Origin of the sequence: Pedobacter sp. B4-66, from assembly GCF_018492665.1 — a bacterium.
Lineage (GTDB): Bacteria > Bacteroidota > Bacteroidia > Sphingobacteriales > Sphingobacteriaceae > Pedobacter.
The window spans coordinates 251,920-266,099 of sequence record NZ_JAFVME010000012.1 but is presented as its reverse complement, the minus strand read 5'-3'; the positions used below and the strand labels follow the sequence as shown (position 1 = coordinate 266,099).

The 14,180-nt window shown below is 37.5% G+C and carries 9 protein-coding genes; 7 read left to right on the top strand and 2 right to left on the bottom strand.

The features are described from left to right. Positions 1-186: 186 nt before the first annotated feature. From J1905_RS19970 to J1905_RS19945, 6 genes are all read left to right on the top strand, one after another. Positions 187-771 carry an RNA polymerase sigma-70 factor gene (locus J1905_RS19970; RefSeq protein ID WP_214228982.1) on the top strand — a complete coding sequence of 195 codons (585 nt, stop codon included), beginning with the start codon at positions 187-189 and terminating at the stop codon, positions 769-771. Between the two features lie 107 nt (positions 772-878). After that, complete coding sequence (locus tag J1905_RS19965) at positions 879-1,877, top strand: FecR family protein (RefSeq protein ID WP_214228981.1); 999 nt, start codon at positions 879-881, stop codon at positions 1,875-1,877. A 241-nt stretch (positions 1,878-2,118) separates the two neighbouring features. Further along, positions 2,119-5,463, top strand: coding sequence for a SusC/RagA family TonB-linked outer membrane protein (locus J1905_RS19960; RefSeq protein ID WP_250318149.1), 3,345 nt, complete (start codon positions 2,119-2,121; stop codon positions 5,461-5,463). Positions 5,464-5,479: 16 nt separating this feature from the next. Further along, on the top strand, positions 5,480-7,072 hold the full coding sequence (locus J1905_RS19955) for a RagB/SusD family nutrient uptake outer membrane protein (RefSeq protein WP_214228980.1): 1,593 nt from the start codon (positions 5,480-5,482) through the stop codon (positions 7,070-7,072). A gap of 195 nt (positions 7,073-7,267) precedes the next feature. Continuing rightward, positions 7,268-9,136 carry an alkaline phosphatase gene (locus tag J1905_RS19950; RefSeq protein WP_214228979.1) on the top strand — a complete coding sequence of 623 codons (1,869 nt, stop codon included), beginning with the start codon at positions 7,268-7,270 and terminating at the stop codon, positions 9,134-9,136. Between the two features lie 115 nt (positions 9,137-9,251). Continuing rightward, entirely contained in the window at positions 9,252-10,799 is a 1,548-nt protein-coding gene (locus J1905_RS19945; RefSeq protein ID WP_214228978.1) for a CotH kinase family protein, read from the top strand. Here J1905_RS19945 and J1905_RS19940 read toward each other — a convergent pair. After that, complete coding sequence (locus J1905_RS19940; protein WP_214228977.1) at positions 10,796-11,479, bottom strand: GNAT family N-acetyltransferase; 684 nt, start codon at positions 11,477-11,479, stop codon at positions 10,796-10,798. The two genes, J1905_RS19945 and J1905_RS19940, sit on opposite strands and share 4 nt — an antisense overlap. Before the next feature lie 117 nt (positions 11,480-11,596). Between J1905_RS19940 and J1905_RS19935 the strand changes: the two genes are divergently transcribed. Then, positions 11,597-13,885, top strand: coding sequence for an alpha-L-rhamnosidase-related protein (locus J1905_RS19935; RefSeq protein ID WP_250318148.1), 2,289 nt, complete (start codon positions 11,597-11,599; stop codon positions 13,883-13,885). A gap of 89 nt (positions 13,886-13,974) precedes the next feature. On the opposite strand, the gene J1905_RS19930 is transcribed toward J1905_RS19935, so the two are convergent. Beyond that, entirely contained in the window at positions 13,975-14,139 is a 165-nt protein-coding gene (locus tag J1905_RS19930) for a hypothetical protein (protein ID WP_214228976.1), read from the bottom strand. Positions 14,140-14,180: the final 41 nt, after the last annotated feature.

The window sequence follows — 14,180 nt, the reverse complement described above, 5'->3', positions numbered from 1 at the left end:
CCTTAACAAAACCATTTATAAACACCAAAAACAGTTTAGCAGTAGAGAAATAGGGGTTTCTGCACTAACGTTTATTGCTTGAGTAATAGAATTACCTCAAGGATAGGCCATGTTAAATAAATGTTAACTTGAATTAACCAAAATATAATAAAAGCAAATCAAGGAAGTAGCTAATTTTGTTGCGTAATGGCGAATAAAAAATTACCAGATCATGAATTGTTACAAAGATGCCGGGAAGGGAACACTCGCGCATTTGATCTGCTATTTGAAAGATACTTCAATAGATTAAATCTTTTCGCATTAAAATACATCCGACAACAATCCATAACAGAAGAACTGATAATGGATTTAATGTTAAAGGTTTGGGAGAAAAAGGACAACTTTCAAGAAGAGGGCTCTTTAGGTCCATATCTTTTTAAAGCGCTCAAAAATTCAATGATTGATCATTTCCGGAAAAAGGAACTCTCAACAACCCCCATTAACGAGTTAATAGAAGATACTTTTGTACAAGATACCACCAACGAGGTAGTTTCTTACAATGAGCTTCAAAAAATTTATCTTGACAATCTCAACCAGTTAAGTCCTCAGAGAAAGCTTGTATTTGAAATGAGCAGACATGAGAACCTCAGCTACAGACAAATTGCAGACAATCTAAACCTATCTGTAAAAACAGTTGAAAGCCATGTTTCAGCAGCTCTTCTCTTCCTTAGAAAAAAAATGAGAAGCCACATCAATCTTATCATCAGCATAATCACAATCCACTTTTTGTAACTGATAATCAATTAATTAAATAGAATTCAATTTTTATAGCATTTAGCATTCAGGGTATTCTTCCTTTTTTACGTATTCTATTATGAAGGCCCAAATGCCAAACCAAATTGAACAAAGTATTACTAAAAAAGTATTTAAACAATACCTGCAGTGATCAAGAACTGGAGCAGGTAAAGCAATTTCTGCAGCAGCCGGAATCGGCAGCTCTATTTCGTGAAGTTCTCGATGAGGTCTGGCAGGAAATGGAAGATCCGGAGCTCGATCTTCAAGCAATGGCTAGTTATCGCCAGCAATTAATGCAGAGCTTTCAAAACGAAAATGAAAGCAGTCAGGAAACAACCAGACTATGGCCAAAAAGATGGCTTAAATATGCTGCGATTCTACTTCTCCCACTTATGTTTGGTATATACCAATTCTCAAAAAGAAGCAAAGAAGGCCCTGTTAAAGTTGCCCTCTTAGAAGCATACAATCCAAAAGGTCAACGTTCAAAAGTCACCTTATCAGATGGCACGATAGTCTATCTTGGCTCAAACAGTAAAATACGATATCCTAAAACATTCGCAAACATTCGGGAAATGGAACTAGTTGGTGAAGCATTTTTTGATGTAAAAAGAGACACTACCCGCCCATTTATTATCCATACCAATAAAATTCAAACTAAGGTACTTGGCACATCTTTCAAGATTGAAGCATTTCAGGGAAGTCCAATCGAGGTAAGTGTGGCAACTGGAAAGGTTAGAGTAGACAGGCAAGCTAATAATTCTAATAAACATTTAACATCTGTTGCAGTCCTCACACCTGGGCGTCTTGTGAATTGGGATGAAAAGTCAGAAAAAGCAACTTTAAATGAAGTCTCAACTCGAGAATTGGAACTATGGAAAGATGGAAACCTAACCTTTAACAATCAACGGTTAGGAGATGTTGTAGCGGTATTAGAACGATGCTATAATGTAAACATCAAAATATTATCAAACGACCTATCCAATTACCGAATCAATACTACCTGTTCTTTAAACGAATCGATAGATAAAATTATGTCTGTAATGGGCAAAGCAGGTCGTTTTAAGTACAAACTAGAGCGCAATCAAATCATAATTTCAAACTAAAAAATTAAACTATGTAAAGAGAAAAGCTACCAAAAAAAACGCCCTGTTAAACAGGGCGAATTCACTAGAAATCCATTTAGTCATTGGTTTACGAGGCCTCAAGACTTCAAGGATTCGCTTCCGAGTTAAAGAACTCAGAAGGCTAACAGATTTATTACCCCATTTTCTTTGGGGAAAAACCTACTAAACAAACAAAAATATGCAAAAAGGATTGTACCTCCACCCATGTATCAGATTTATTATGAAGATATCTGCAATCACATTAATTGTACAACTTACCTTAACAGGAATGTTGTTTGCAAACAGCGCCAATAGTCAGGATTTGAACAAGATACAGTTAAACCTAAAATTGAAAAATGCAGGTTTAAAAGAATGTTTCCAAACCTTACAGAAACAAACGGGCATAAAGTTCTCTTTTGGAGAAGCGCTAGTTAAAAGAAATGAGAAAAAGACCAGCATCACTGCACGTCAGATTTCAATGGAAACAGCTTTAAAACTGATTCTAGATGAAACCAACTTACGTTGCATACAGATTGGTAATAACCTCATCATTGATGAAAAGCCTGCCCCACCTAAGCCCACAACACCAGCTGTTGAGCGAATTGTAACAGGTACCGTAACCGCCGATGACATTGACGGCCCTTTACCGGGTGTTACCGTTCAGCTAAAAGGAACAAACAAAAGAACGGCTACAGCATTAGATGGCAAGTACAGTATTGCCGTTGACAATGACCAGTCTGTTCTTGTATTTAGTTATATGGGTTACATTGCTCAAGAAATCACCGTAGGTAGCTCAGCTAGCTTAAATGTAACCCTTAAAACAGACAGACAATCCTTAAATGAGATTGTAGTAATTGGTTATGGAACTGCTAGAAAACAAGATCTTTCCGCTGCTGTCGCAACAGTTCCGGATATGGATAAAATTAAAGATCGTCCGGTTTTAAATGTTGAAGCCATGATTCAAGGGAAAGTAGCTGGCGTAACAGTAGTAAACAACGGCGGTCATCCTGACCAGACTCCAAAAATAACTATCCGCGGTATAGGCTCCAGAAAAGACGAAAGTGCATTATATGTTGTAGATGGTGTTCCAAATGCCCCTTATAATCCTTCCGATGTAGAATCAATTACTATATTGAAAGATGCGGCATCTGCAGCAATCTATGGTGCTTTCTCTGGTTCTGCTGGGGTAATCTTAATCACCACTCGTCAAGCTAAACAAGGCGCTCCAAGTGTAGAATACAATAGCTTTGCAGGACTAAAAAGTGCCTGGCGTTTACCACATGCGCTCACTGCAGAAGAAGAAGCTAAAGTATCAAACCTTGCTAATACAAATGCAGGGCAAAGCCCTCTTGATGGCTGGGACGCAACAAAAAACCCATATGCTCAAGTAACACGTACTGATTGGGTTGACGAAATTTTTAGAACCGGCTTAGTACAAAGACATAATGTAAGTATCAATGCAGGGACTGAGAAGTTCTCTAACCTAATACAAGGACGTTATGAAAAAGAAGAGGGAACACTGCTTAATACCTATAACCAAAACCTATCTCTGCGTTTTAACTCTAATTATCAGTTTAACAAAAAAATAAAACTACGTCAGGAATTGTTTTGGAACAATAATGACAAGAGAGGGACTTCAACCGAAAGCGGTTATAGCGGCACAATTCTTTCTGCTATTTATATGCCAAGTTCAGCTACACCCTATTATGAAGATGGAACTTTCGGAGGTGTTGGGCCAAGGGACTCTAAATATTTAGGTATTCATGGTGACGCTATTAATCCAGTAGCTACGCTATTAAGGTATAAACCTTTCAATAAAGGCAATGACTTACAATCTACGACAGAGCTCTCCGTTTCTGATATTATTAACGGGTTAACGGTTTTTTCGCGTTTTTCATACCGAAAAACCAACTCTTTATTCAAAAATTTCGAACCAATCAGAACTGAACCTGGAAAACCAAATACTCAGAATCAGCTAACTTATGAATCAAACAATGGGTATCACTGGATTTGGGAAAGTACTGCGAATTACAATCGTACGTTCAATAGACACAGTATTGGCGCTATGATTTCAACGACTGCTCAAGAAAGTGGTAGACGCTTTTTTAAAACAGGAGCTAAGGGATTTGAACTTGAAGAAAACTGGGCACAATTCTTCAACAATGCCACAATATTTGACCAGAATATCCCTGAAGATCTACAAGAGTATGATAGGAACTTATCTTATGTAGGACGACTTTCCTATAGTTGGGCAGATCGCTATTTTGTAACCGGTAGCTACCGTTATGATGTAGCAGGCCGCTTAACAGTAGGACATCGCGGCAAAACCTTCCCTGGGGTTACTGCTGCCTGGAAATTAAGCTCTGAACCTTTTTTCAATATTGAAGGTATAGATCTTTTTAAAATTCGTGCCAGCTGGGGTAGAATTGGAAATATTGCCTCTATAGAGGACAAAGCATACGGATATCCAAGATTAAATGCCAATTATACTTATCAGGTAGGCGATGGTGCTCCAAGAAGCAATTCGCTTTCTTTAGGAAGTTTATTTAATCCGTTATTATCATGGGAAACCTCTCAGCAAAGCGACATAGGGTTTGACTTATCATTATTAAAACAAAGATTATCAATCACCGGTGATTATTTTAATAAGCTAACCTACGATCTAATCAAAACCCAAGATACAGAATGGACAAACACTTACGGCCTAGGTGCACCTCTAATTAATCAAGGAAAAATTCGCAACACAGGGTATGAGCTTGCAGCATCCTGGAAAGATAATGCAGGATCACTGAGCTATGATTTCGGTGCTAATATTGCAACTTTAAAAAACAGAGTTGACTATATAGACCAAAATCCAAATTCCTTCTTTTTACACACCGAAAACTGGAGATCTGTATTAAATCCATTCCGTTCAGTTGTTGGTCAACCTTATTATTCTTATTGGCTTGTTAAACAGGAAGGCATTTTTCAGTCAGATGCTGAAGCAAATGCTTATGTAAAGGATGGCAAGAAAATCCAACCAGACGCAAAAGCCGGCGATTTTAAATTCAGAGACTTAAATAATGATGGAAAAATTGATGATGGCGACCGTTCTTATATGGGAAGTGCAGCTCCAAAATTAACCTATGGTTTTACAACCAATCTGGCTTGGAATAACTTTGACTTCAGTATGTTTTTACAAGGAGTAAGTGGTGCAAAACTTTTCCATGCATTCAAACAATCAACGCTAAATGGGTCAGAACAAGGATACAACAGATGGAATAAAATTCTTAACGCCTGGACACCAGAAAACACTAACACTGACATTCCACGAATTTCAGCAAGCGACAAGAATAAGAATTTCCAAACTGTATCAGATTGGTACCTTGAAAGTGGCGATTACTTACGTATCAAGAGCATTATTATAGGTTACACATTCAAAAACATGCCTTTTAAGTCAAACTTAAGAATATTTGTAGGTGCAGACAATCTTGTAACCTTTACCAAATACACTGGAATGGACCCAGAGGTAGGCGGCATTGGACTTGATGGTGGCCAGTTCCCACTATCTCGTATCTATTCATTTGGACTAAAACTTAAACTTTGATCAAAGTAATTCAATCATGAAAAATAAACTTAACTATATATTAGCGGCCTTACTCCTTTTATCGGTAAGTGCCTGTAAAAAAAGCTGGGTAGATAACAAGCCTTTCGGAACGCCATCAACAGCATTTTTCTGGCGTACTGACGCAGAACTAACAAAAGGTGTAGCCGCCTTATATGTTCCAATGCGTTATGAATCAACTTGGGGAAGAGATTTATTCTGGGTACAAAATGCAAGTGATGATCTTATCGTGGGAAGAACAAAAGCAGATGGTGAGAATATCAAAAACTTTATTCCAAGTGGTAGAGAAGGCTATCTAACTGGTGGATGGAATGACTTATACTGGATGCTAAGCAAAGCGAATGATGCCATTAAAGAAATACCAAATGCAAACCAAGCAAGTGAGGCTATTCGCAAGAGATCTTTAGGAGAAGCTTACTTTGTACGTGGATTCGCACATTTCTGGATCGCTTATATCTGGGGTCATAAAGATCAAGGTGTGCCATTTGATGCTGTTGAAAACCCTGAATATGGCAAAAGAATACCCCCGCAACTAAAATCAGTAACGGACAACTATGCACAAATTATATCCGATCTAGAAAAGGCAGCAGACTTACTTCCCCTATTTGAAAGTTATGGTGGTTCAGATCGCGGAAGAGCTCATAAAGCTGCTGCCTGGGGATATATGGTAAAAGCCTATGCTTATTGGGCTCAGTACGACAAAAGCAAATGGCAACAGGTTCCTGCACTTTGTGATAAAATAAAAAATGAAGGAAACCGCGCTTTGATTACAGGTAAAGCGAATGGTAAAGAAAACTATCAAAGTGTATTTACTATCGCTAATAACTGGAGTTCTGAATACATCTGGTCTGTAACATCAGGAGTAGAAGGAGGTTCGGAATTCCCAGGTGTAAGCCTTGAAAATAAAGGATGGGGAATCTTCAATGGATGGGGATACTTCCAGCCAACACTAGAGCTTTATAACGAGTATGAAGTAAATGACCCAAGGCGTGAAGTTACTATTTTGAAATTTGGCGATAAGTTCAAATTTTTTGGACAGGAAAGATCGTACTACTCGACCAATAGTCTTTCTGGCTTCCAAATCAACAAATACATGGAGCCCTTTGGTTATGGATCTAATGGCGATGCATCTTCAAATGATAAAATTAATCCAAGTGGAGATTATCCTACCACAATGCTTAACCTATCATTAATGCGCTATGCAGAGATTCTTTTATTTAAAGCTGAAGCACTAATTGAGCAAGGTAAAAATGGAGAGGCTGCAGCACCGATAAATGAACTGAGAACAAGAGTAGGTTTACCGTCTATAAACACCCCTACCTTAGATGATTTGAAACATGAACGTCGTGTAGAACTTGCATGTGAGTGGACAGACAGACTACAGGATTTAAAGAGATGGGGTGATTTCGCTAAAATCAATGCACCACTTCATGGTCGTGATCATGCAGACAAAACAAACCCTAACTCCCCATTTGTAGTTAAGGAAGTATGGCCAGCACGCAGTTTCACTGTTAAAAAAATTGCATGGCCAATGAGCCCTGATGAAGTTACAAGAAGTAACGGTGCTTACAAACAAACACCGGGCTGGTAATAAATCAGTATAAAAAAGGGTGTCCGAAAATTAAACGGACACCCTTTTGCTTTTATTAAAATCATCAACCACCTAATCAAACCATTTGCTAGATTTACATCACTGATCTGGGGTAAGATCCAATACATAGATCAAGACAATCCTAAGCGTATATAAATGCAATACCAACCATATTGCAAACAATAACAGATTAGAATGAAAACAGAAAACCCGATCCAAAAAATCATTAAAACAAGCCTATTTGCGCTACTATTAACCGTAAATGCTACCTATTCACAAGCTCAGGAGAACACTAAAGAATCAAAGTATTCCTTATCGAATGCTCATTCTCATAACGATTATGAAAATGACATTCCCTTTCAAAGAGCTTTCCAAAAAGGATTTGGTTCTATTGAAGCAGATATCTTCCCTGTAAATAATGAATTACTGGTTGCGCACAGCAAAGATCAACTCAACCCCTCAATTACGCTATACGGCACCTATTTAAAACCTGCAATAACTGCTTTACGGAAAGATCCAAATCGCAAACTTCACTTGCTAATCGACATTAAAGAAAACTATCCTATCGCTTTAGCAACATTAGTTAAGCAGTTAGAACCGCATAAAGAGATACTGAAAACAAGTACTCATGCCGGTCGGCTAACCATTACAATAAGTGGTTCCAGACCAAAACCTGCTGACTACAAAAACTATCCTGATTACATTTACTTCGATGGAGAATGGCCTCTACAGCATACCCCTGAAGAGTCAAAACATGTAGACCTAGTAAGCTTTTCATTTACTAATTACAGCAAATGGAATGGAAAAGGAAGATTAGATCATGCGGATTACACAAGAGTCAAAAACCTTATTGATAGTGTTCATGCGGAAGGTAAAAAGATCCGTTTTTGGGCAACTCCTGATACAAAAAGCACTTGGTTGGCGTTAATGAATCTTCACGTAGATTTAATCGGAACAGATGTTATCGAATCATTCGGAAACTTCATAAAAGACCTCCCTAAAAACATCTATACCAATAAAGAAATCCACAAAGCCTACCAGCCTACCTATCAATCAGATGGAAAAAATGGAAAAATAAAAAATGTCATTCTTCTAATTGGTGATGGAATGGGACTTACTCAAATATATTCTGCATTTACAGCAAATCAGGGTCAGCTTAATCTATTTCAGATGCGCAATATTGGTCTCTCTGTTACTAATGCAGCTGATACTTACATCACGGACTCAGCAGCTGGTGGAACAGCAATGGCTGGTGGCAAGAAAACAAACAACCGCGCCATTGGAGTAGATTCTACAGAGAAACCACTGAAATCACTAGCCGTTTACGCAGCAGAAGAAGGCAAAAAGACTGCTATCGTATCTGTTGGAGATCTTGCTGATGCTACCCCGGCAGCATTTTATGCCCATCAACCAGACCGTTCAATGGAACCCCAGATTGCACAAGACATGCATACTTCTGGAATCAACATGCTCTTGGGCTCTGGTATTTCTAACTTCAAGAAGAATCTAAATGGCACAACTGCAGTTGAATTGTTAGAAAAGAAAGGCTATACAGTTGCTTACTCTTTTGAAGATTTCAAAAAAAGCAATGCCGATAAACTTGTTGGAATAGTTACTGACAATGAAACAAGACCTAAAATCGAAGGTAGAGGAGAATTCTTAACTGAAGCTTTTTTAAAAGTAACTCAACAATTCTCTAAAGCCCCTAAAGGTCTATTTATGATGTTAGAAGGCGCGCAAATCGACCATGGTGGTCACAGAAACAACCTTTCGCAAGTAATCACCGAAAACCTTGATTTTGACAAAGTTATTGGCAAAGCACTTGAATTTGCAGATAGTAATGGCGAAACGCTAATAGTAGTTACTGCTGATCATGAAACAGGAGGCCTTACCTTACTTGATGGCGATATTCAATCGGGCTATGTATTGGGCGAGTTTTCTACAAATGACCATACTGCTGTTCCTGTGCCTGTTTTTGCCTATGGTCCTCATTCAGATGATTTCAAAGGAGTATACTCTAACACAGAGATATTTAAAAGACTGCTAAAATATATTCAGAAATAATCTCTGAAATTACACCCCAGCAAATAAATAAAAAACACATAAACCACTGACATACTAACAATTAAAAGCTAACCATAACTTATTTTAGCTATTTTAGATAAAATAAGGTGTTAGCATGAACAGAAAGTTTTTTATTTATTTGCTTTTAGCTGTGGTAGCTTATGGCTGCAAAAAAGACAAAGCAGTTACCGATGTAAAGGAACCTGTTGTTGAAAAAGACAGTGTTGAACTTTCTTTTGTTAAAATAGAAAAGAGCAAAAACACTGGAAAAGTTAACAGTGACATCTATGGTGTAATTTCCGAAAAAGAGATAAACCTATTTGTCCCAGAATTACTTAAAAATAAAAAATTCATTACAACATTTGCGACAAAAAACGCAAGTATTACGGTTAATGATACATTGCAAGTCAGTGGGGTAACCTCAACCGATTTCAGCAAATCTGTAAACTATAAATTAACCTCTCCTAGAGGCACTACAAAAACCTATAAATTTAACATTAAGTACTTTACAGGTATTCCAATCCTTTATCTGAATACCACCGATTCTGTTACGTCAAAAGATGTTTATGTTACCGGAAACTTGATTGTAGATCCAAATAATCTAGAAAATCCCGAAAAACTAAATATCCCTTTACAAGTAAAAGGGCGTGGAAATAGCACCTGGGATAAGCCTAAAAAACCATACCGCTTAAAATTCAACACTAAATCTCCCATTTTAGGTATGGAGACCGCTAAAAACTGGGTACTGTTAGCAAATTATTCCGACAAAACATTGATCAGAACAAGTATTGCCTTTGATCTGGGCACCAAAATAGGAGCCGATTTCACACCGAAAGGATGTTTTGTTGAACTGGTAATGAATAACTACCATGTAGGCAATTATTTTTTAACCAGTCAGGTTGAAGTAAATGAAAACAGGGTTAACATCACGGAGTTAAAAAAGGGGAACACATCGGCAGATGACATAACAGGAGGTTATTTACTTGAACAAGATAAAAGGCTCGATGAAAAATTCTGGTTCAAAACAACAGCAGATATACCTTTTACTATTAAATCTCCTGATGAGATAACAGAAGATCAGTTAGCCTACATTCATAACTACATTCAACAAACCGAAGATGCTATCTATTCTGCTGATTTTGCAGATCCAGAAAAAGGGTACGCAAATTACATTAAAATAGAGTCTTTTATTAACTGGTTTTTAGTTCAGGAGCTACTGAAAAATGAAGACGCAAAAGAGTTTAGCAGTAATTTTTATTACAAAGAGAGAAATGGTAAATTGGGCTTAGGTCCATTATGGGATTTCGATCTCTCCTGCGGCAATAACGACTACTCTAATTCGCGCTACCCTACCGGTTGGTGGGTAAAAGATGGACCTTGGTTTAGTCATTTATTCAAAGACCCGGCATTCAGACAAAAAGTTAAATTGCGGTGGAACCAGATTCGTGGTAAAGAGATTAATGAAATTACTTCAACAATAGATAAAACAGTGGCCTATATTGATTTGTCACAAAAAAAGAACTTTAATAGATGGCTTATTTTAGACCAGTATGTTTGGCCAAATCAGTTTGTATTAGGAACGTACCCTAAAGAAGTTGCTCAGCTTAAAGCATGGTTAACGGAAAGAATAGCATGGCTGGATAAAGAGATGAATAATCTTTAACTTTTCTTTATAACATAAACAATCATCTCAGTTCTTATATAAAAACCAAGCTTCTTGTATAACTTAACGGCACCATGATTATCATTTCTTACATGCAAAAAAGGCGTTTCTGACTTAGCCAATATCCTTCTGATTTGCTCACAAATTAATTCATAAGCGTAGCCTTTACCAAAGTAATCAGGATGCGTACATACAGCGCTAATTTCAGTAAAAGGTGTTGGATTAAACCTATGCCCTGCCATTGCAATCAAATCCTTACCATTAAATACACCCGTATAATTGCCTAGTTCAATTGTTCTTGAATTAAATGGCCCCGGTTTAGTTAACTCAACAAGTGCAGTCATTTCTGGAACATGTGACTCATCCAAGTCTCTGAAATCTATATATGCTCCTCCCGGAACTTTTTTAGACTCATAAATCATCTGAAACATATCGATGTGAGTAACAATGCGCCATTGATCAGGAATATTTATTGGATCAGGTGTAAAAACAATAAACAGGCTTTCCTTTGGGCTGTTTTCATAAAGAGTCTCAAAATCATACCTCGAATTATCCTTCAGTCCGGCGAAAGAAGCCACGTCTTCTAAGTAGTATTTTACATCATCAGTTCCTCTCGAAAAAATGCTATGAGCCGAAATTAGAGCATTGTAAATAGGATTATCTAAAATATGTTCCATCATGTAGAATGTCAAGACTGTAAAGATATCAAAAAGTTAAAGCAGATAATTCTAACATAAGTTTTACCATACAACACATATAAATTATTTATTATTGTTAAAACCGACCAAATATACCCTATGCAACCTTTTAGCAATATTATCCTCATTATACTCTTATTAACCCTCTTTCTAAATACAAACGCACAATCCCTTAACCCTCCATCCGATTTGCGGGTTGATTTACTTTTAAATACTGATAAAGTATGGAAAAACGGCCTGCCTGTTGCAGTATCATTACAGCAGGCAAAGCAATCCACTATATCATACCAGATGGCTCGTATACCTAACCAAACCCCGTATTTTTCATGGGTAATTAATGATCATTTGGAAGGCAGTTTCCAAACTGCGTATAGGATTTTTGTTGCATCTTCCGCAGAAAACCTCAAAGTGAATAAAGGCGATTTTTGGGATTCAGGAAAGGTAATTAAAAGCCAACAGACAGGAATCATTTATAATGGGCGCAAGCTTAATCCTAATACTGTTTACTATTGGAAGGTAAAAACCTGGAACAATAAACAAACTGCTAGTGATTTTTCACAAGCTAGCTCATTTATTACCGACAGCACCTTAAAGCCCTACCAAGCTGCTCATCAACCACTTGTAAAATCATTACAAAAACCCGTTTTCAGTAAACAATTAAATAGCCTTAGTACTTTATATGATTTTGGGAAAGATGCCTTTGGTCAATTAAAAATGCGCATCAGCTCATTTTCTGATGGAGATACTATGTTAGTCCACATAGGGGAAGCAATAGATTCCCTTGGAGGTGTTGACAGAAAACCAAGGGGCACTATCCGCTATCGCTTAATAAAATTGCCATTGCTAAAGGGAGAACACAGCTACGATCTTAAGTTTTTAGCTGATGAACGCAACACCGGATCGAAAGCCATACTTATGCCAGATTACATAGGAGAGGTACTTCCCTTCCGATACGTGGAACTAGAAAAAAATGACAAGATTGTAATTGAGGTACAGCGTTATGCTGTAAACTATCCATTTAACGACCAGGCCTCCTCATTTAAAAGCTCCGACACCCTTTTAAACAAAATCTGGGATTTATCTAAGCACACTATTAAAGCCACTTCATTTACAGGCTTGTATGTTGATGGCGACCGCGAGCGGATTCCTTACGAAGCAGATGCATTAATTAATCAGTTATCACACTATGCCTCTGATGCTGAATTTAACATGGCTAAAAGATCATTAGACTACCTGATTTATCATGCTACCTGGCCAACCGAATGGTCATTGCAAAACCTATTAGTAGCCTGGAATGATTACCTCTATTCTGGTGATATCAGAACTGTTCAACTACTTTATCCTCAATTAAAACCTAAACTACTACTTGCCCTTGCCAGACCAGATGGACTAATAAGCACCAAAACCGGCAAACAAGATAGTAGCTTTACCAAGTCGATTCATTTTTCTACTTTTAATGGAGAAACTGTACTAAAAGACATTGTAGATTGGCCGCAGAAAGGAGGTTTTGGACTGCCTCCATCCTATCCAGGCGAAACGGATGGCTTTGTGTTTACAGATTATAATGCAGTCGTTAATGCCTTTCACTATCAGGCCTTAATTTGCATGAAGGATCTAGCTGAGGCATTGGGTGAAAAAGAAGATGCTATTTTTTATACCCAGCAGGCTAAAAAAGTAAAACAGGCTTTCCAACATAGTTTTATAAATCCAACCACGGGAACAGTAAAAGATGGCGAAGATACCATGCACAGCTCATTACATGCCAACATGCTCGCGCTTGCTTTTAACCTGGTCCCTAATGTGAACAAAGCAAGTGTTATAGCTCATATTCGCACAAGGGGAATGGCGTGTAGTGTTTATGGCGCGCAGTTCCTGCTAGATGCACTGTATGATGCAAATGAAGCAGAATATGGATTACAGCTTTTAACATCAACAGATAAGCGCAGCTGGTATAATATGCTACATTCTGGTTCAACCATGACAACTGAAGCATGGGATACTGATTACAAAAATAATCAAGACTGGAACCATGCCTGGGGAGCTGCCCCAGCTAACATCATTGTTAGGAAACTTATGGGGGTTGAACCTTTATCTCCCGCTTTTGGAGTTATACAAATAAAACCACAACCGGGCACACTTAACTCAGCCGAGCTCCAATTATCGACCTTACATGGAAAAATAAATGTAGCATTTAGTAAAACTCCAAAGCAGTTTCAATTAAAAGTCAACATCCCTCCCAATACAAAAGGGATTATCTATTTGCCAAAGCAAACTGAAAGTGATCGCATATTTATGAACGGGAACTCATTAACAGCAAAACCAGATGGCAAATTTTGGATAATTAAAGATGTCAAATCAGGCACACATACCTGGAAAGTAAGCTATTAGCAAAACACTACAATTAAATTCTGATAATGCTGCTTAATGGCTTTCATAACTGATATGTTTTATACCAACTTACCAAAAAAAAAATTAAGCTATTTATTTAATAAATGAATAGCCCAGCCTATTACAAAGAAGCCCAATCCAGTAATAACTGGAGGCAAAATTACCTTAGGCCCCGATATTCCAATATAAATTATGGCAACTCCTAAAACGATTAATAAAAATACCGCGATGTTTAAAATTGATTTCTTTTCCATATGCCTTCCGCTTAAATAAAACCCTATAATAGAACCTCTTT